At 45.7% G+C, this 21,332-nt stretch carries 15 protein-coding genes; 13 read left to right on the top strand and 2 right to left on the bottom strand.

The window, feature by feature from the left end:
* The first annotated feature begins 81 nt into the window (after nt 1-81).
* The 4 genes from GC102_RS30745 (at nt 82) to GC102_RS30730 (ending at nt 6,581) form a co-directional block, all read left to right on the top strand.
* Nucleotides 82-1,026, top strand: a complete 945-nt coding sequence (locus tag GC102_RS30745) for an ABC transporter permease subunit (RefSeq protein WP_171692867.1) — start codon at nt 82-84, stop codon at nt 1,024-1,026.
* Nucleotides 1,027-1,057: 31 nt separating this feature from the next.
* Nucleotides 1,058-1,954, top strand: coding sequence for a carbohydrate ABC transporter permease (locus GC102_RS30740; protein WP_246321202.1), 897 nt, complete (start codon nt 1,058-1,060; stop codon nt 1,952-1,954).
* Between the two features lie 91 nt (nt 1,955-2,045).
* Nucleotides 2,046-3,830, top strand: coding sequence for a type 2 periplasmic-binding domain-containing protein (locus GC102_RS30735; RefSeq protein WP_171692866.1), 1,785 nt, complete (start codon nt 2,046-2,048; stop codon nt 3,828-3,830).
* Nucleotides 3,831-3,947: 117 nt separating this feature from the next.
* Entirely contained in the window at nt 3,948-6,581 is a 2,634-nt protein-coding gene (locus GC102_RS30730) for an OmpL47-type beta-barrel domain-containing protein (protein ID WP_171692865.1), read from the top strand.
* Nucleotides 6,582-6,693: 112 nt separating this feature from the next.
* Here GC102_RS30730 and GC102_RS30725 read toward each other — a convergent pair whose 3' ends face one another.
* Nucleotides 6,694-7,578, bottom strand: a complete 885-nt coding sequence (locus GC102_RS30725; protein ID WP_171692864.1) for an AraC family transcriptional regulator — start codon at nt 7,576-7,578, stop codon at nt 6,694-6,696.
* A 117-nt stretch (nt 7,579-7,695) separates the two neighbouring features.
* Between GC102_RS30725 and GC102_RS30720 the strand changes: the two genes are divergently transcribed.
* The 4 genes from GC102_RS30720 to GC102_RS30705 are packed head-to-tail and all read left to right on the top strand — an operon-like array spanning nt 7,696 to nt 11,689.
* Nucleotides 7,696-9,588: an ADP-ribosylglycohydrolase family protein gene (locus GC102_RS30720; protein WP_171692863.1), complete on the top strand. Its 1,893-nt coding sequence runs from the start codon at nt 7,696-7,698 to the stop codon at nt 9,586-9,588.
* A gap of 39 nt (nt 9,589-9,627) precedes the next feature.
* Nucleotides 9,628-10,710: a Gfo/Idh/MocA family protein gene (locus GC102_RS30715; protein WP_171692862.1), complete on the top strand. Its 1,083-nt coding sequence runs from the start codon at nt 9,628-9,630 to the stop codon at nt 10,708-10,710.
* Nucleotides 10,707-11,477: a sugar phosphate isomerase/epimerase family protein gene (locus GC102_RS30710; RefSeq protein ID WP_171692861.1), complete on the top strand. Its 771-nt coding sequence runs from the start codon at nt 10,707-10,709 to the stop codon at nt 11,475-11,477. Before GC102_RS30715 ends, GC102_RS30710 begins: the two co-directional genes overlap by 4 nt.
* 23 nt (nt 11,478-11,500) lie before the next feature.
* Nucleotides 11,501-11,689 carry a hypothetical protein gene (locus tag GC102_RS30705; protein WP_171692860.1) on the top strand — a complete coding sequence of 63 codons (189 nt, stop codon included), beginning with the start codon at nt 11,501-11,503 and terminating at the stop codon, nt 11,687-11,689.
* A gap of 181 nt (nt 11,690-11,870) precedes the next feature.
* Here GC102_RS30705 and GC102_RS30700 read toward each other — a convergent pair whose 3' ends face one another.
* On the bottom strand, nt 11,871-12,659 hold the full coding sequence (locus GC102_RS30700; RefSeq protein ID WP_171692859.1) for an AraC family transcriptional regulator: 789 nt from the start codon (nt 12,657-12,659) through the stop codon (nt 11,871-11,873).
* Between the two features lie 169 nt (nt 12,660-12,828).
* On the opposite strand from GC102_RS30700, the gene GC102_RS30695 reads away from it, so the two are divergent.
* The 5 genes from GC102_RS30695 to GC102_RS30675 are packed head-to-tail and all read left to right on the top strand — an operon-like array spanning nt 12,829 to nt 21,305.
* Entirely contained in the window at nt 12,829-14,271 is a 1,443-nt protein-coding gene (locus GC102_RS30695) for an L-fucose/L-arabinose isomerase family protein (protein ID WP_171692858.1), read from the top strand.
* Complete coding sequence (locus GC102_RS30690; RefSeq protein ID WP_171642756.1) at nt 14,268-16,766, top strand: hypothetical protein; 2,499 nt, start codon at nt 14,268-14,270, stop codon at nt 16,764-16,766. Before GC102_RS30695 ends, GC102_RS30690 begins: the two co-directional genes overlap by 4 nt.
* Before the next feature lie 25 nt (nt 16,767-16,791).
* Nucleotides 16,792-17,787: an SGNH/GDSL hydrolase family protein gene (locus tag GC102_RS30685; protein WP_171642758.1), complete on the top strand. Its 996-nt coding sequence runs from the start codon at nt 16,792-16,794 to the stop codon at nt 17,785-17,787.
* Between the two features lie 19 nt (nt 17,788-17,806).
* Nucleotides 17,807-19,615, top strand: a complete 1,809-nt coding sequence (locus GC102_RS30680) for a sensor histidine kinase (RefSeq protein ID WP_171642760.1) — start codon at nt 17,807-17,809, stop codon at nt 19,613-19,615.
* 13 nt (nt 19,616-19,628) lie between these two features.
* The gene (locus tag GC102_RS30675) at nt 19,629-21,305 is read left to right on the top strand and encodes a response regulator (protein ID WP_171692857.1); all 1,677 of its coding nucleotides are present in this window, start codon (nt 19,629-19,631) and stop codon (nt 21,303-21,305) included.
* Nucleotides 21,306-21,332 lie beyond the last annotated feature (27 nt).

Raw genomic sequence — 21,332 nt, 5'->3', positions numbered from 1 at the left:
CCCATTTTTACCATTACTATTATGGATATACACAAGTATTGAATAGCACCTAATGAAAAAAAACGCTTCGCGGAGGGAACTATGCAATCAGAAATATCCATGACTGTAGTAAAGCCGTTACATAGAACCAGAAAGAAAAATAGAGCAGGATTGAAATATTTTCTCATCGCGATTCCGTTTAGTGTTTTTGTATTTGCCTTCAGTTATGTGCCACTATTCGGCTGGATCTTTTCTTTCTATGATTACAATCCGGCGTTGAAGTTTTCGCAGCTGCATTTTTTAGGTTTTGATAATTTTGTGAAAATATATGCGGAACGAAGTGAGGTTTTCCGGATCTTAAGAAACACCTTAGCGATGAGCTTTCTGAATCTCATATTCGCGCCATTGCCGTTGATCGTGGCCATTATGCTCAATGAAATAAAAAGCAGCAAGTTTAGAAAATGGATTCAAACGAGCACTACACTTCCTCATTTTATTAGCTGGATTGTCGTATTCTCGCTCTCTTTTTCGATTTTTTCAACGAGTGGCCTCTACTATACACTGTTAAAAAACTTGCATTTAAGTGTTCCAGTGATCGGGCTTTTGGGCAATAATGATGCCGCATGGTTCTTTCATTTAGGGTTAGGCATATGGAAAAGCTTGGGGTGGGGCGTGATTATTTATATTGCTACGATAGCAGGCATAGATGCAGGGCTTTATGAGGCTGCCCGAATAGACGGTGCTAGTAAATTTGGATTGATGCGGCATATTACATTGCCTGGACTCGCCCCAACATTCTTTGTTCTTCTCTTGTTATCGGTCAGCAATCTCTTGAATAATGGGTTTGATCAATATTTTGTTTTCTATAATTCACTTGTGGCGGATAAGGTGGAAGTTTTGGATTATTACGTGTACAAAACGGGATGGATCATCAACGATTATTCTTATGCTACGGTTCTTGGCATGCTGAAATCCATCATTAGTATTATTCTCTTGTTCTCTGTGAACTATCTTTCCAAGAAAACAAGGGGCGAATCGTTAGTGTAAACAATCTATTGAAGATAAGGAGGTTTAGGACATGATGGTACGCAAGCAACAAAGTTCAATTTGGGAACGATTATTTGACCAATTTAATTATGTATTTATGACGCTATTTACACTTGTTTGCATGTATCCATTCTACTATGTCTTTATCTATTCGATCAGTGACCCAAGAACTGCGGCGAGGGGAATTTATTTCTTCCCGACTAAAATCAGTTTCGACAGCTATATCAACATACTTGCTCTAGGAACAGTACCTCTGGCATTTGTAGTGTCCGTCTTAAAAACAGTATTGTTCACCATGATATGCGTTTATTTCTCTTCTATGTTCGCCTATCTATTAACCAAGCGGGAGATGCTTTACCGTAAGATCGTGTATCGATTTGTGATTTCGTCGATGTATCTGAGTGCCGGGTTGATCCCATGGTTCATTACAATGAAAACGTACGGATTACAAGACAATTTCCTTCTATATATCATCCCCGGAGCCATCAATGCTTTTTATATTATTCTGGTCAAAACGTATATCGAGCAAATCCCAGATTCACTCGAAGAATCGGCTCAAATAGATGGTGCTGGATTTATGGCTTTATTCAATAAAATTATTTTCCCTTTATCCAAACCCATTGTTGCAACCGTTGCCGTCTATGCGGCGGTCGGCTGCTGGAACACATGGATGGATAACTACTTTCTGGTTCACAAACCAGGTTTGCAAACGATTCAGATCATTTTATTCAACTATCTCAATGACTCAAAAGCCATAGCTGAGAACGCTGCACGACAGACTGCAGGATCTGGTTTGGAAGTTCAAGTTTCAGAAGAGACGATTAAAATGGCCATTACCATGATTTCGGTTCTTCCGATTATGATGGTGTACCCATTCTTGCAGAAGCATTTCATCAAAGGCATTATGCTGGGTGCCGTCAAAGGCTAATTTTAGCATGCAAGCTTTTCGCAGAGGATATATTGGTTTTTCTAGAAAACCATTTATATTATAGATTTTACCTATAATAAGGGGGTATAGAATGAAACATCTAAAAGGTAGATCAAGTCTGGTTCCGCTCACGCTTATCACGGCGCTTCTTGTACTATCCGCATGTTCCGGCAAAAGCGGTACACCAGCTACAACGCCTGCTAATTCAGCTTCACCGAATGCAGTAGCTTCGAGTTCAACACCGGGCTCAGATCCGAAGCTTTCCATGGAACCTATCACTTTAAAAGTATTTGTCGCTCCGTCTTCTAAAGCTATACGTGAAGGCATTCAGAACAATGCTTTTGGGGATGCCATCAAGCAGAAATTTGGAATTACGCTGGATATCATAACTGGTGACGATGTGAAACAAAAAACCATGATAGCAGGCGGAGATTTGCCGGATATCCTTGTTTTTGTTGGATCTACTTACACATTGGCTAATTCGATGATTAAAAGCGGCCAGGTCATCCCTTTGGATGATTTGATTGCTAAATATGGAGCTAATATTACCAAATACAGTAAAACATCTTTAGATGTATTCAGAAAATCGTTCAGCAATAACACGAATAAGGTTTATTTCTTATCAGCGTCACAAGTGAAAGCTAATAATGATCTCATAAGCCAAACTGCTTTTGTCAATTTCAATACAAGATGGGATTTGTACAAAGAAGCCGGTTATCCGGAGATGAAAAATGAAGATGATTTCTTGAAGGTCATGAAGCAGATTCAAGATAAGAATCCGACAACGAAAGACGGGAAAAAAGTGTATTCGTTCTCCGCATGGACAGATTGGGGAACATGGCCTTACATTATTACCTATCCTTTCGTAAATGGCTATAATAATTTGGCAAACGGTCAAGAATTGAATCTGAAAACCGGAGAAGTGGAAGACCAATACACGAAGGAAGATGGAATATTTTGGAAAGGTATTTATTTTTACAACAAAGCTCATCGGATGGGTCTCTTTGATCCGGAAGGCTTCACACAGAAGAGTCCGCAATATCAAGAAAAGCTTATCACGGGGCAATTGCTGAATTCACATCTCTCTGTTTGGTCAGGCGGAGCTGATTTAGTGAAATATACAGGTAAAGATGATGCGCAAATGCTCACAATTCCGGGGCCATTTCCTGTAATTTCCGGTTTGTACAATATCGAGACCCCTTTGGGCTGGGGTATAGGGATCGCTAAAGCAATCACCTCGCATAATAAGTATCCGGAACGGACCCTGCAGCTGTTGGATTACTTAAATTCTCCGGAAGGAGCAAGATTTATTTACAATGGGGTGAAAGGCAAGGATTGGGATATTGTGGATGGCAAAGCGCAATTAATTGGAGAAATGGCAAAGCCGAACAATTCAGAGTATCTTCAAGCCAATGGTCTAGGAGGTGCGTTTAAAAGGTTGGCTGCATTTGAAGAGAGCTACCCGACGGAAGATGGTACGCCGGTTGACTTGCGCAAACAGGTAAATCCGGGACTTGTGTCAAACGCTGAAAAGGATTTTGCCAAACATTACAATAAGGACTTGTTATACCCAGGGCAGGTATATGACAAGTTGGTGAAAGAAGGAAAATTCGCAGCACCAACGAAATTTTGGCCAGTTCCGGCGCTGGTGGCCCAACCTTCAGACGCAACTACGCAGATCTTTACGAAAGCAGACCAATATTTTATGGCGAATGTCGCGAAATTTATTATGGCCAAGGATGATGCGGAATTTGACGCGGCTAAGAAAAAGGCCATTTCAGACCTCAAAAACCTCGGCATAGATAAAGCCTATGATGAGTTACATCAACTGTTAGTAGACGCTCAACAAACGGCTAAGGATTTGAATCTAAAATAGCAATGAACTAATTTGAATAAATAATTGCATCTTTTGCCGCTCAGTTTCCCTGGTGGGAAGCTGAACGGCAACTGAATATACGATCGCAAAGAGTTATGATAAAACGAGGAGGAATTAATGATGTATTTTGTCAATTGGAAAAGGACATCCTTGCGTACGATTGTCACCCTTATGGCGACCCTATTATTTGTCTCTTCTGGCCTGTTTATTAGCGGAAGCGCAAACGCTTTCAATCAGGATGAACTCGGGCCGAATGTATTCGGCCCGACGGAGATAGGCGAGGCACAGCCATATAATCTTCTTTCTCCCGGTTTTGATGACGCGTTAAGATCGACTAGATGGATACCGGCTGGAGTCATGCCAGGTTACATCTTTAACTTCGACAATACAGCTGGAAGGAACGGTAGCGGAGCGGCTTTCATCAACGAACCCACTAACGACGGTATCAACACATTCTCATCTTATACCCAGACACTCACCGTCAACGGAAACCTGCAGGTCGGCAAATCAATCGCATTCAGCGGCTGGGTGAAAGCGGAAAACGTAGCGTGTAAGCCGATTTTGGTTGCCAACCAAACCACATGCCAAGGCATTGGTGCGTATATGGCTATTGAATATTACAACGGTAGCGGGACGCGCATTTCGTTTGATCAAACGGGACCCATAATTGGAAATACAGACTGGACGTACCGCAGAGCAGTCGGGGTCATTCCCCAAGGGACGGCTTCCGTCAAATTGAATTTTATTCTTAACGGCATGGGGAAGGCCTATTTCGACGATGCTGCGCTTGCTTACTATTCGGACAGTTCGGTGATCAATGCTGTCTACGCGCAGCAGGTTGAGTTGAACGTCACGAATAGTTTGATCAATACCGATATACGCGGACTAGGCGTGAATTTGAATCCGCATTTCGCAAGGCCTGGGAGGCTTTCGACTCAGGACGAACAACTGATTACAGAGCGATTGCAGCTGATTAAACCGGCCTGGGTGCGAGTATTTACCGACACGCGTTGGTGGGTGACTGCCACTGGCAACGACTTCACGACGCTTCCTTTGATGAATGGACTGGTGAAAGATTTGCAAATCATCAAAGGTCTTGGGGCAAAAGTTAATCTCGTTATGACTTGGCCGAATTATTTACAGCCCAAGGAGGTAATTGCGGATCATATGGCCGATCTCATCGAGTGGCTGCTGCAGAACAAGCAGCTGCATATCGATGGACTTACACTCTATAATGAACCGGATAACAGCAACAGCTTTCCGGGCACTGTTGCGGACTATGTGGCGCTGTATCAGGAGATGGCTGATGTTTTGGCAGCCCGCGGTCTTCAAGATGTGAAATTGATTGGCGGAGATGTGTCGGCAAGCGATACCTTTACCGAGGCGATCGCCGGGCCGCTTCAAAGCAACTTGGGGATGTTGTCCTACCATAGCTATGTCCATTACAAGAGATCGATGGCTTCTACGGTATTGCGCTCTGCTATGGTGGCAAAGTTTGCACAGTCAAAAGGGCTAGATGAGTTTCTTTGGGAAACCAATGTGGGGTACGGAGCTGGTTTTGCTGCATTTACCCCAGGTAAAGTAGATGACGTACTGATGCCGAAACGGTATCCATCGATGCTGAAGTTGGCGGCTTATGCGATGCAGACACTTGCGGTTGGCGTGAAAGGCCTTTCGTATTGGGAAGCTTTTGACATGAATTACGGGGAACTGGGGGAGACGGGCTGGATAATGAGTTATGGGATGTGGGGAACCAAGGAGCAAGGCTATCCTCTTCGACCAGCCTATTATTCGTATCAGCTCCTTTCCAGTCAAATTCAGCCTGGCTCCTCTATCCGCAAGGTTACATCGACTTCTGCCGATTCGACTCTGCTGTCGTACATGATCGATAAACCCGATGGCTCTCAAGCGCTGTTCCTGTTGAATCCATGGGATAAACCGGTTAGCGTGACAGCTCATCTCGGCGATGCAAGCTACACGAATCAAAAGGCCAAGCGAATTATCTACAACTCGACTGAAGTTGCTTCTGCAATCGCAGAAGGCAGAATAACGTTGAGCAAGACAGAAGTGAGCTTGTCGGGCGGTTCCTATATTGATGTGATCCAACCGGAGAGCATGATGATCATTGAATTGGATAAAGTACCGCCGGTCACAACAGCAACCTTATCGCCTGCACAGCCAGAAGGGCAAAATGGCTGGTACGTGAATCCGGTCACGGTAGGCCTTACAGCGACAAATAATTTATCCGTCAGTAGCGGATCAGAGGTAGCCGCAACCTATTACACCATAGACGGCGGCGCACAACAAAGCGGGAATTCCGTTACGCTGACAACTGACGGCGTGCATACGCTAGCCTATTGGAGCGTAGACAACGCAGGTAACATTGAAGAGCAACATACGACAACAGTTAAGATTGACAAGACGGCACCATTATTAACCGTACAATTAGATAAAACGTCTATCTGGCCGCCAAATCATAAAATGGTGACTGTTCATGCCACGCTGAGTTCGAGTGATGCTACATCAGGCGTCGCATCTGTGGTGTTAACCTCCATCACGAGCAATGAACCGGATAGTGGTCAAGGTGACATTGAGGCCGCTATTGGGACATCGGCCACTACATTTAATTTACGTGCGGAAAGATTAGGTAATGGAACAGGACGTATATATACAATAACTTATACGATAACCGACAATGTAGGCAATAAATCAACAGCAGTAAGTACAGTTACCGTTCCACATAACGAATAAGTCAAGGTAAACGCATTTTATATGGATGAGATATGCTGAAGCCTCCCGGATCCAGTTGGATTCGGGAGGCTTCGGTTGATGGACATTGCCGCATTCCTGCGCGACTTCTACCTCATTGTCCAGTGTTCCGATATTGCTGAGGGGCGACGCCTGCGATCTTTTTAAACATCCGACTGAAGTAAAAAGGATCTGGATACCCGACTTCCTCAGCAATTTCCTTAACGCTTTTAGCTGTATTGCGCAGCAGGTGTTTGGCATGTTGGGTTTTAAGTTGGTGGATGTAGTTATGGATGTTCGTTCCAGCATATTTTTTAAACACCTGACAAAGGTATTCATATTTTCGCTCCAGCACCCGCTCCAACGTTTCTTTGGAAATGTCCGACTCGTAAAAATTGTTCAAATGGTTGACCAGCTTGCGGAATGTCAGGTAAGAAGCGGGGAAAGCCGTGTCCAAGTGGCTCTGCTCCAAGAAACCACTCGCCATGAGCCGAAGTATTTCGCCAAGCAAAAGGGTAGCGTGAAAACGAAAATAACCGTTCGGTTGTTTCATTGTCTCCACTAGTTCTTCAAATAAGCCGAGCAGCTTAAAACGCTGTAAGGAACGAAACTGACGAGGCACTACAAGTAAATCCTCGTGAAGGATTTCAGTGGTTCTTAGTTCCGTACGTTCGGCATGGACAATACTAAGCTCAGACGCCCGATCCAGCACGAATTCATTCAGGCCGGGTTCACAGGAAAATTGCACCCAAAAAAATTGGCCCTGTCTTTCATGGGGATTCCAACCGGAATGTGACTCCCAAGGCATCATAAGCAGCGATTCACCGGTTTGTAGCGTCGTGCGGGTTTCGTTAGTCTGCAAATGAACCGTACCGTCGGCAATGACGATCAGTTCGTAGTAGGGATTATGATGCCGAGCAAAGAAGGTGTGGGTATTCGCATCGAAAAGATCCGCCCATTTGACATCGAGCTTGGACAATCGAGACAGAGCGTAGTACATGGCATGACAACCTCCGATGTTTATTCTTTCAAGAACACAACTATGTACATGGCTCCATGAAGGAGCCGTTCCTATAATGAAATCATTACCATTATATCAAATGACGGAGGAATACACATGAGCACCAGTATTTTAAATGAACAGGATTACTATCGAATCGTATACGGGGGATGGCTTGGTAAAAATATCGGAGGGACGCTTGGGGGACCCGTCGAGGGCAAGAAAGAGCTTTTGGAATTGACCTTTTATCCTGTGTTACCTGACGGTCCGCTCGAGAACGATGACTTGGATCTGCAATTGGTTTGGCTGCACGCTTTGGAACAGTATGGGCCGGGATTGACCTCTCGCGAGCTAGGGCAGAAATGGATGGAACACATCTTCTTCCCTTTTGATGAATACGGTTACGCCTTGGCAAATCTACGAAGAGGTCTTCTCGCGCCAGTTGCAGGCTGGTTTAACAATCCGTTCAATGACTGTATGGGCTCTCCGATTCGTTCCGAAATTTGGGCAATGGCAGCACCTGGAGCGCCAGCAACTGCGGCTCATTATGCTTATCAGGACGCGATAGTGGATCATGCCGGAGGGGAAGGCGTATACGGAGAAATGTTTTTTGCCGCTTTGGAGAGCGCCATTTTCTTTGAGAAGGACCGAGATACGCTAATTGAAATCGGAATGACATATATACCCGAGGATTGCCGAACCGCTAAAGCTTTGAAGGATCTCATCCGTTGGCATTCAGAAGGGAAGAGTTGGATAGAAACACGTTCACTTATTCTCGAGTACCATGGAAATGACAACTTTTGCGACGCTCCGCAAAATATTGCTTTTACGATCCTGGGATGGCTGTATGGCGAGGATTTTGAGGATGCGATATTGAAAGCCGTCAACTGCGGCTACGATACTGATTGTACCGCTGCGACGCTGGGCGCGATATTGGGCATGCTGCTCGGGCCGGAAGAGCTGCCGGATAAATGGGTGAAGCCGGTTGGCGACCGTGTTGTTGTCAGTCCTCCAGTCAAAGGATTTCCCGCGCCGAAGGATTTGGACGAGTTGACCAGACGTACCATCCGCATGGGCAAACAGATCTTGGCCGCTTGGGACACGGGGATTCTAGTGCATCCCGACCTGCCTACGTCTTGGAACCGATTGGAGGCGTCTGCAGCAGAAACGGCAGGAACGATAAGGGAGCTTTGGGATAGAAAAGTTACATCCAATCTGTATTTGCTGCCACAGGGAACTCAAAGCTGTCCGGATGCCGAACTGGTGATTGACTTCGGATCTGAAGGCCCTGCCATTGGAGCAGGTCAAAGGAAGACATTGCATTTTACCCTGACGAACCGATCGCGAGTCCCGATTGATGGAAGCATAGCGCTGGAGCTGCCTAAGGACTGGGCCCGGCCCGATGAGCTTGAGGTCAGCCTGCAGCCTGACGAATCCTTCCAGTGGGACGTAGAAATTCGGGCTTCTGCGGTTGCGGCTGCAAGTCATGAGCTTACTTTTTGCTGGACGCGAATTCATGATCATTCGATATGGGCTGTTCAGAAGGTGCCTTTCGCCTTGATAAGCGCATCCAGATGGATCGTCTGGGGAACGGAAAACGATGCGGGAAAAGAGATTTATGTCTCAGGGAACCGATTGGCATGGGAGGAGGTTCTTGGATTAGATTCTGCTCTGTTGACGGCTAACCGAGTATATCGGGCGGAAACGACGCTCACGAACCCCATCGAACGGGAGCTTCGTCTCATTGCAGCTGCTAACAGTCCCGTAACACTGAAGTTGAATGGACAAACTGTGATTGATTGTAAAGAAACGTTGGAGTTCATGCCGGCGTATAATCGTTGCCATAAAGAGCAATGGGTGGAGTTAACCTTGCCTGCCGGAATCCATAAGGTGGAATTGGAATATACTGGGAATGGTTATCCGCTGGAGGTGTATGTCTTACCGGTAGCGCTTCGAAACACCACATCGCCTGGTTCATACTATTACCATACAGATATATTATTGGGGTAACAGATGAGAATAGATTAGCAGTAATTGAGGAGATAAAAAATGACAAGGATAAAAGTGGGAATTATTGGTTTGGGGGAAGTGGCGCAAATGATTCATTTGCCGATTCTGGAATCCCTGCCGGAGCTCTATGAGATGGTTGCTTTTTGTGATATTTCGCCAAAGCTACTAGCGAAGATGGGAGAGAAATATCGCGTTCAGCACTTATATTTGAACGCAATAGACATGTTTGAACAGTCAGAGCTTGATGCTGTTTTTGTACTGAATAACATGGAATACCATACCGAGTCCACGATCGCAGCGTTGAACAAGAGAATTCATGTATTTGTGGAGAAGCCAATGTGTGTCACCCAAGCGGAGGTTCATGAGATTATCCAAGCGAGGGACGCGGCAAATGTACAGGTGATGGTTGGTTATATGAGACGATTTGCTCCCGCCTACCTCCGGGTATTAGAAGAGGTGAAGTCGCTTGGACCGATTATCTATGTGAGAGTTCGTGATATTATCGGTCAAAACAAATTTTTCACGAGTCAGTCCAACCCTGTATATCGTTTCAATGATATCCCAGATGATGCTGTGCAGGACCGTAAGGAAAGAAACGCCAAGTTAATGAGAGAAGCGGTCGGTGAAGCGTCTGGTGACATGTATGGAGCCTATGGCTTATTGCTTGGATTAAATAGCCATGATATTTCGGCCATGCGGGAATTAATAGGAATGCCCATTGCTGTGAAGGCAGCTTCATCCTGGTTGGGGGGCAGATTCAAGAATGCTATCTTTGAATATGATGGCTTCAACGTCACATTTGAAACAGGGATGGACCAGCAGGGGCGGTTTGATGCTCATATCGAGGTTTATGGTGAGAATAAATCTGTTCTAATTCAATATGACACTCCGTACATCCGACAATTGCCAACGACGCTGCATATCAGTGAAACAATCGGGGATAGCTTCGAGGAATCTACCATTCGCCCGACCTATAAGGACGCTTATGTGTATGAGCTTGAATATTTTTATGAAGTGGTCACGAAAGGGTTACAGCCAAAAACGACGCCTGAGGACTACCTGCAGGATCTTGTGATCTTCAAGATGATTATGGAAGCTATCAAAGGAGAAATTTATTCATGAAGCAAAAATTCGCCGTACAGCTATTTACGTTGCGCAAAGAGTGTGAACAAGACTTTCCTGGTGTACTAAGGGAGATCAAAAAGATGGGCTGGGCTGGGGTCGAGATGGCAGGTCTTTGCGGTTATTCCGCACAAGAGATCTCCACGGTGCTGCAGGAAACCGGATTAAAAACCGCAGGTATGCACGTTTCATTTGAAAGCTTGCTCAATGACGCGGAGAATGTAATGGCACAAGCGTGTCTCTTTCATACCTCGTACCTTATTTGTCCTTCTGTTCCGCATGAGCTGCGAAACGAAAATGGCTACCAACAATTTCGCATACAACTAAATGAAATTGCGAAGAAATTGCAGCCCGAGGGCTTTACGATCGGCTTTCATAACCATGCTTTCGAGTTTGAAACAAGCGTTAACGGCATGAATGCTTTGGAATATGTGATTGAGCCTTCTGCGGATAATGCCATTTTGGCAGAAATAGATGTCTATTGGGTGAAGAAAGCAGGGAAAGATCCGGCTGAATTTATTCGTCCGTATAGCCTCCGGATGCCGACAATGCACTTGAAGGATATGACCAACGATGATCGAGGGACGTATGCTGAAATTGGCACTGGAGTGATCGATTTCGACCCTATTTTGATTTGGGGAGAGCAGAATGGTGTAGATTGGTACGTTGTGGAGCAGGATGTATGTCAAGGCAATCCAATGGACTGCGTGAATCTTAGCTTAGAAAATTTACACCGAATAGCTGACCGACTTTTGGAAAAGCGATAGTACTATGAAGAAAGAGCTGCCTCGTGGCAGCTCTTTCTTTAACAGAATTTTTTGAGGTAGGGGGTAAGGCGAAAGCTTCCCCCTATTTAGGTTGGTTTGCTATAGATTTTGCTGAGCTGAGTGAGATTATGGATACATGCTGTGGATACATGTCAAAGAATCCCTATTTGTGGTTGAAAGATGTTGTAGAAAGTGCAACAATTGATGCCTAATTCTCGCCTCTCTCTCTTCGTTGTTGCATAATGTACAACAATTTGGTCCTATATAGGCCATTTCACAAGAAATGGGCTCGAAATGTTGTACAAACTGCAACTTCAAGTTGCGAAATAGCCTTTGGCGTGTGAATTGTTGTAGAGAATACAACATTGGTAACCACTATAGCCTATTTGCCCTTTAAGATTTCCATATTTTCACCTTTTCCTTCATGTAGGTTGAGGGCAGGGTGCCAGTACATTTTTTAAACACTTTGTTAAAATACGACTGCTCGCAATATCCGAGGAAATCGGAGATTTCTCCTACGTTCATCTGTGAGTTGGTCAACAGATCGCAGGCGGCGGCAATGCGGATTTGCTGGATGTAGTCCGTGACGGATTGTCCGGTAACCTGTTTGAAAATGGTGCTGACATAGTTAGGGGTTCGCGCCACGTGATCAGCTAATTCGGTCACGGAGATGGTGCGGTGATAATGGTTGAGAATATAGGCTTGCAGCTCCATAACGATACTATAGGATTTGCCCTGCGTTGATTGAGAATCGATTTCTTCGTTGATAACAGCAAGCATTTCAAGTAGGATGCTGTGACAGATTGTGTCTGAATAGGCGGATTTGCGCAGCCAGTGCTGGGTCAGCAGTGAAAACCTCTGCTTCATATAGTCAAAGTTAAAAGGTCTGGTTAAAGAACGTTTGGGCTCGAACAACATGGGAAGTCCATCCCCGTCACCACGATAATGAAAGTGAGCAACATACATGTCATGAGCTTCTTTGGTCGATTTCGATGCGCTGCGCCAAACCCCTTGGGGAACAAATATAAGATCGCCTTTTTGCATAGAAAAGGGTTGGTCTTCAACCGTGTAGAGAATGCTTCCACTTGTAATGAGTATTAAAATATGGTTGTTCGTCTTACTTTTTGGTACATGCCAGTTTGGCTCACAATGCTCGAAATAGATAGCAACCGGTTCGATCATAGAAGGCTCCTTTCGGCAAATTCTCTCGTCTCTGTCGTGTGGGTGTTGATCCTCTTATTGTAACTGAAATCGTAGAATAATTGAAATAATTATTGTATTGTTCATTGTTTCAATAGACCGATTTCACTAAGCTTAAAGGGTAAACTTACCGAGGAGGATGATGAGTGAAATGAGTACTTTATTCAAAAAAGCAAAAGCACGTGTCGGCGTCATGACGGTTGGTCACGAGCCTTATTGGGCACAATTTCCGGGATTAAAAGAGGAGTTGGAGGGCTACGGCCGTGAATTTGAGGAAATGCTTCGCAAGAATGACGTCGAGGTGGTCTCGGCAGGCTTTGTCGATAGTGTAGATAAGTCCTTCGCCGCATCGACTTATTTGAAAAGCCAAGATGTTGATTTCCTATTTTGCTTCTTGAGCACATATGTGACGTCTTCGACGGCTGCTACCCCGATCCTGAACTTGTCCGTTCCGACGGTACTTGTTGCTTTGCAGCCAAGAAAGCGTCTTGACTACCGCAATACAACGACGTATATGCAGTTAGTCAACGATAATATATGTTCACTCCCTGAAATAGGCGGTGTGCTTGTGCGAGCAGGAAAGCCTGCCGCAGGGATGATCGTAGGAACGCTCTATGATGATGAACGTGCGATGAAGGAATTGCAAGGCTGGTGCCAAGTCGCCAATACGCGCAGAGCATTCAAATATGCAAAAATCGGTTATATGGGGCATACCTACGAGGGAATGTATGATATGAACTCCGATCCGACGGCTTTTACGGCTTCCTTTGGCTCCCATGTGCAAATGCTGGAGATGTGCGATTTAGCCAAGCTGGTAAATGGGGCAACACCTAAGGAAACGGCCGACAAACAGGATGAAATTAAAAGCGTTTTCAAAATATCCGATCCATTTATCGATCCGGTGACAAGACCGATCAAGCAGGAAGATCTGGAATGGTCAGCGAAAGTGGCAGTCGGGCTGGATAAGCTGATATTGGAATTTGGGTTAACTGGCTTGGCCTATTATTACCGGGGGCTCGACAATAATGAATATGAACGAATCGGATCGAATATGGTGCTCGGCAACTCACTGTTGACGGGTAAAGGGGTTCCGCTTGCCGGAGAAGCCGATTTGAAAACGTGCGCAGCGATGTTAATCATGGATCGTCTTGATGCAGGGGGCTCGTTCGCGGAGCTGCATCCATGCGACTTCGTCGATGATATCGTGCTGGTCGGACATGACGGACCGCACAACATCAAGATTAGCGACGGGCAGCCGGTCATTCGCGGATTGGATCTGTTTCATGGCAAAAGCGGTTCGGGAATCGGCGTCGAATTCAGCATCAAATCAGGCCCTGTTACTTTGCTCAGCATTTCACAAACCGCTGACGGCAAATTCAAAATGATCGCCACGGAAGGTGAATCCATCAAAGGGGAAATTCCGCAGACAGGAAACACGAATACTCGCTGTAAATTTAATTACAGTGTTGCAGAATTCGTGGAAAGATGGTGTTCGGCTGGTCCTACGCATCACTTTGCACTCGGAGTGGGGCATGTGAGTTCGAAGATCCGTAATGTCGCCAAAGTACTAGGCATTGAGGTGGAAATCGTATGAGTATGAGTATGAGTATGAGTATGAGTATACCAGTTAACCCAAAACGCACCTTGCAAAGAGTCACATTGGAAATGAGCCTAAAGCCATTCAAAAGTATGGCGCCTGAGGACATCGAAGCCGTGTGTGCGGAAGCTATTCGGCAGTGGCTTCCACTCATCGGCATGGCAGAAAGTTGTTCCATGCTGCTTTGGGTCGCTGACGGAAGCGAGATCCTAGTCTGGGACGGCGATTTGCAGCGTGAGATCGAATGGGCACGCTACATTGGATTCGCGAATGAGGAGTACTTCGGCCACATCAAGGATGATAAAGACCCGCGAATCGCTAGACCATACATCAGCGAACCAGCGCGAATCACCTACGGTGATTTGCAATTCATTATCGCATCCTTTAAAAAAGTTGCAGCTGAGCGTTACGGTATTCGCATGGAGGTTGGAGCCACCTTTGACGCAGGACCGGAGTTTGCCTACTCAGATTTCAAATACAAGCTGCACCCGGAAATCAATCGCGCCGAAGTAAACGGGCAATTCATCTCGCTGAAGGCGGACTATACGGTCGTATGTGGTTGGTCGAAGCTGAAAGCGGATAACGCCTCTTATGCGTCGTACCCTGACGGTATTCCCAATGACACAGCGTTTGGAGAGTTTCTGGGGCGGCAGTGTGCAAGCTTTTTACCGACACTAGGCTTTGATTATATTTGGTTTTCCAATGGATTCGCGCTGTCGTACTTTCCCTGGACGTATCTGGGGGCCAATTACGATGGCACGCAGCTTGCTTTGGCGGACTATGAAGAGCTGTCGTCGAAGATGCTGTCGTTCTGGGAACTATTCAAGCAGGAATGCCCGAATTACCGGACTGAAATACGCGGGACGAACTACGGAACGGGCATGGATCTGGCCAAGGACTGCATTCCTTTGCTTGAACTTTATGAGAGAAATTATATCGAATTTCCACCACCGAACTCACCGTGGGGAGCCCTTAACTACGATTTCGGCCTAGAGTTGACAGGTTACATGTCGCGCATTGCAGTGCTGCCGGGAGAGACTTACCCGTACCGCTTCTATGCCAATGACCCTTGGTTCTGGCAAAATCCGTGGTGGGATCTGTACGACCGAGAGCCGCATGACATTTATTGTCCGCTCTCTGTTGCTCGTGTTAACACTAATGGAGAGTTGGAGAGCCCACGTGTCGTGGAAATTTTGACCATTGATACGGAAAAAGGCGTGCTAGATGAAAATGTACCGATGGAGGTTATTCCTCATATCAAGAAGGCCTTCAAGGACGCGCCCGATCAGCCGGGGATTCTAACTTGGTTGTATCCGTTTCGAGAGCTGCATGAAGCGATGGCTGAATCGGGCGAGCATTCGACCGACGTTTTCTTCAATGATTGGTTTGTGCGTAATGCGATTAACCAAGGGCTGCCGCTTAATACGGTTCTAAGCACCGATGACTTTTTCGCCATGCAGGACGATGCCATCCATAAGCTTCAAGATACGATTTTGTTTACATCCGCCTTTTGGATAAAAGGGGAGAAAGCGCAGCGAATCGTCGAATATATCCGTCAGGGAGGAAAGATACTCATCTACGGCACTGTCGAAGATCCGGCTCTACGCCAACTGATGAATCTCAGATCCGAGAATGCGCTTGAAGGTACTTTCTCTGTAAACTTGTCATTGCCGGAAGATACGATCACGAGTGTTGAACAACAGAGGGAAAATGGGACTCATCTGATTGATCACAGCTCGCACATCTCTGGCGGTGGTTTAAGTGAGGTAGTGGATGATGCAGCCGATCCTTTTACGCAAGTACATGCAACAGTGAAGCAGGATGGGCTAGAACGTACGTTCACGCTCTCTAGAGCGTTGCCTGAATGGAACGGAGGAAAGGTTGGTTGGGTACGCGGATCGCTGCCGTTTCAATCGGCCGGAGTGACGCATCTGCCAGTGCGGCAGGAGAAGGAGTTCATGGATAGCTCAGTTATCGTGCGTTATTTGCTGCAACAATTCGATTATTCCTTCTTACAAACAAAGGATGAGGAAGATGCTCATCATGCGCTATTTTTCATCGCCAGACACGACAACGGGTTCATACTTACCGGCTGCAAACAGGACACATCCGTAACGCTGCAGCTTCGCTTTCCAGATGGTGCTCCAGTCATCATTGGACAATCAGCCATTATTGGGGAAGGAATGGCTACTTATGCGCTTGATCGAACGTTTCATGACGATTGCCGAGTTTTTGTTAATCAAAAACAATCGTCCCGCATTACGTCCAGAGAAAATCAGCCGTTTCCAACATCGAAGAAACGAACTGTCCGTAATATTAGCGTTTACAATCTAATTGAGGCAGACGTGACCATTTACCCGCCAATTGCAGCGCTGCAGGCAGGCATTGTCGAAGTGAAGAACGGTGAACAATATTTGGATTTATCAGGTAAAATAGTAGGAAATCGACTACTCTTGTCTAAGATTAGCGGTACAATTGATATATCATGGTAAAGGTCATCTTCTAGGGAGAGAAAATATGAATATTCGTAATCAGGTAAGTGAATCGATTGTTATGATGGCTACAGAACCACATAAGCTGCGTTTCCGTTCACTGGTGAGAGAAAGCCTACGCTTGCGCAGCAAAGCATCTTCCGAATATCCGGATCAAGTACTGTACTCGGAAGGAACAGACTACATCGTCGATTATGAAAGCGGCACGATAAAGCGTACGGCAGCCAGCTCCATCCCGGATTGGAGCAAGCATCCGACTTACGGGAAATCGGACTTTAATCATAGCGATTACCCTGATATCACGAATCAGACGTACATCCTTTATGCTGATTATGAATATTTCGATCCGACTGCGGCCTCAGACGTCGCAGTCGGATCAGAAGCGCTATCACGGATTCTCGCAAAGCTGGCAAACAGTGAGCCAGTCACCTACGTCGTGTTCGGCGATAGTATTAGTACAGGCGCGGAAGTAAGCGAGGAAGCTAATAAATTTCACAACAGATTCGCAGAAACGCTCAGAAGGCGCTTCCCCGGGGCGGCTATCGATGTGCGAATGAAAGCCATCGGCGGAGAAAGCAGTGAGGGAGGGCTAAAGCGGCTGCAAGATGATGTCATCGCGCAAGCACCTGATTTGGTAACGATTGGTTACGGGATGAATGACCAAAATAAACAAGCAAATGGAACGAATGCGATTTCCCCCGCGCAATTTGAACGGAATATAGCAACAATGATCGAAGCAGTTCAAAAGCATACGGAAGCAGATATCGTTCTCATCACCCCCTGCCTTCCGAATCCGTTATGGACATATGCCAGCCCGAATGTGACTGACTACGCCGATAAGCTGCGAGAGCTGGGCTTCAAATATCGGGTCGGGGTCGCTGATCTTCAGCGGATATGGCTTGACGAGCTTACTGCGGGTAAAACACACGAAAGCTTATTAATCAATAATGTGAACCATCCGAATGATTATGGTCACAGCTTATATGCACAGGCATTAAATAGTCTTCTAAGTTCAAATTGATAAGTGGGTGGTTGATCGCATGGTCATACAGTGGAGGAAATGGCGGTTTTCGATATTTACTAAGCTTGTCCTGGCTTTCTTAATTGTGATTTCGCCGCTGTATGCGCTTGGAACCCGGATCAACGAATGGGGAGCGGATATCGTCAAGAATGAAATTTCCAAATCGCTGCAGTCTCAAGTTCAATTTTACCGAACCTTATTGGAGAATGAGATTGATAGAATGGTAAGTTTGCAGCGAGAGTATGTGAATGACGATGATTTGCTTGCTTTAAGTCTAACCGAGGACAGCATGTCAACCTATCAGCGCATAGAAGCGATGAAGAGGTTTCAGCGCAAACTCGAGCTCATGAAGCAATCAAGCATATACGTGGAGCGGGCTAGTGCCTATATTCCTCTCATTTCGCGTATAGTTGCTACGGACGATTTATCCGGTGACCTGCCGCAAGAGGAGTTAGAGAAATTAAAGCAAAGCGTGCTTCAATCTAAATCGCTCATTGTCCAATCGAATAATAAGCTATTCATCCGTGAGCACTATCCGAACCCGCTGATATCAAGTACTCGTAATCCCATATTTGTGCTGGAGCAGGAAATTTCGATCCCAGCTTTGAAACGCTATTTGCAGCAGCTCTCTGGCTATGATCAGGGGGGTGCTGCTTTGATGCTTCCAGAATTAACGGTCGTGAATACGAATAATACAGAAGTACCGACTTTAATTAGAAATAAAATTGAACAGCAGATCGCTCTTTCGGAGGCTAATCTGGGATCATCAGGAGCGTTGAAGGAACAAAAAGCGCAAACGTTATCGATCCGTATTGAGAAAGAAAGCTATCTGACCGTTTTCGCCTATTTGCCAAAATTGGAAGCGACGTTACTTGTCTATGTGCCTGAAAGTGAAGTTATGGGCCCTCTAGAGAAATACCGGAGCTACCTGTGGATGATTTCCTTTGTCGCATTGATTGTGATTTTGTTGTTCGCCTACTGGATATTTCGCATCATACACCGCCCACTTACGAAACTGGTACGCGCATTCCACAAGGTGGAATCAGGCAATATGCAGATTATGCTGCAGCATAGCAGCAACGATGAATTTAGCTATTTATATGAACGATTCAATTTCATGGTAGCGTATTTGAACAAGTTAATTTATGAGGTATACGAGCAGAAGATACATGCTCAACAATCCGAGCTGAAGCAGCTGCAATCGCAAATCAATCCTCATTTCCTATATAACAGCTTTTATTTGCTGTATCGTATGACGAAGGCTCACGACTTTGACAATGCGACGCAATTCACGAAGTATTTGGGTGATTATTTTCAATACATTACACGCAGTGGAAGTGAGAATGCAGCACTTGAACAGGAATTCAATCATGTACGTGCTTATGCGGAGATTCAATCCATCCGTTTTTCCAATCGTATCCAATTTATATTCGACGAGATTCCTGAAGTGTGCAAGCAGGTAATCGTACCGCGGTTAATCCTCCAGCCGATTGTTGAAAATGCCTATCAGCACGGTTTTGAGGGAGCCTTATCCGACAGGCTTCTGCGCATTAGCGTAGAGCTTGATCATTCCATGGATGGCACGGAGCTCTTGCTCATTCATATCGAAGACAATGGTAAAGGATTAACGGAGCACGAACTGAATCAATGGAAGATAAGACTTCTAGAGCAGGACAATCCGGAGGAAGTAACCGGCATGCTGAATGTGCACAGACGACTGCGGCTAAAATACGGCACAATCGCCGGTATCGTATTAACACCGATTGAAGCAGGAGGGCTAAGGGTTACCATCAAGCTGCCCATCCATATACCGCCTATTAAAACCTGAGGAGGCAAGTACGATGATCCATATGATGATTGTGGATGATGAACCGATTGCCGTTAATTATTTGCTGGAAACGCTGCAAGAGCTGGAGCATCTTGATCTAGAGCTATCCAAAGCATACTCCGGTTATGAAGCGCTAGAGAAACTAGGTGATCGTAAAGTCGATATTTTACTGACAGATATTCGAATGCCGGGTATGACAGGGATGGAGCTTGCAGATCAAATATTAAAGCGTTGGCCCCGGTGCAAGGCCATATTTCTGACGGGTTATGATGATTTTGCCTATGCACAGTCAGCGATACGCAAAGGCGGCGTGGATTATGTATTGAAAACAGAAGGCGATGAGGCCATTGTTCGAGCCATTGAAAAGGCGATTGCCGATATTCGGCTGGAAATTAATGAGGAACATATTTTACAAAAAGCGAAGCAGCAGATTCATTTGGCGCTGCCCTCGCTGCGACGCGAATATTTAGTTGAATTTTTGCAAAATGAAGTGGATTCTCTTGCTAACCGCAAAAAGCGATTTGCCAATCTGGCGATTGATTTGGATCCCGAGCTTCCCATCATGACGGCTGTCGGCAGAATCGACGAATGGGGTGCTTTTGCTCTACCCTCAGAGAAACCGCTGCTATTTTATTCGATCCACAATATCGCCGAAGAATATTTGTCCTCATCTGTTCGGTTCGTTGCGATTCAATATGACCGTTCCCGGTTCATTTGGTTCATTCAGCCGAAGGACGGAGAGGACTGGACAACGACAACGCATAGGCTCGGTGACAGTGCGGAGCTTGTCCAGTCAGCTTGTAAACGCCTTCTGAAGGTGCCAATTTCATTGGCTTTTGAAGCGGAGCCATGTCCTTGGGAACATGTTTCGGAGCGGGTTGAAACGCTCAAGCTGCAGCTTGGGCTTGGCATCGGTCGGGGGAAGGAAATGCTGATTACCGGTCAGCAAACAGATCCTGCACAGGGGGAGCATAGATCGAGCCGGATTTTTTTTGCTGAAAATGATATGAGGTCCAAGGTCCGTAAGCTCGATCTGCTTGAAACGTACATGGACAACGGAGAAAAAGAGCCATTCACACAATTGTTTATGGAGTTATTCCAAATAGATGAGATGCTTTTATCAGGAAGCGAGGGGAAGTTTCTAGCGATGGAGCTGTTTTCCCATCTGTCGGCTTTCTTTCTCTCCTACTTAAACAGACGTCGGCTGTTCGCGCAGCTCGGAGCTTCTATTGATCCGGAGCCATTGCTCGAGTTAAGCAAGCATGCTTCCTGGCATGAGGCTATCCGCTATTTCCGAGAGCTGGGCGAAACGCTGGCTGATTTCAATGGAAGAAAGCAAGTCGAGCGGACCAATGACATTATCGGGCGAATCCATCATTATATCCATGAGTTTTTACATGAGGACTTATCTCTAACGAAGCTCTCTCAGTTGGTTTATCTGAGTTCTCCTTATTTGTCTAGACTCTATAAACAGATGACCGGCAAAGGGATTCTGGACTATATCACGGAAGTACGGATCAACAAAGCAAAGCTTTTACTCAAAACCGGAGATCGCAAAATTAACGAAATCGCCACCGAGATCGGCTTGGAATCGGCTCACTATTTCACTCGTTTATTCAAAAAAGTGACCGGATATACGCCACTCGAGTATAGAGATTCGGCAAAAGCCATGGACGAAACAAACCGCTGATCAAACGTATTATGAACTCGTTAATAT

This window comes from Paenibacillus germinis (assembly GCF_013141785.1).
In the GTDB taxonomy this organism is placed as follows: Bacteria; Bacillota; Bacilli; order Paenibacillales; family NBRC-103111; genus Paenibacillus_E; species Paenibacillus_E phytorum.
This window is presented reverse-complemented; position numbering and strand designations above follow the sequence as displayed.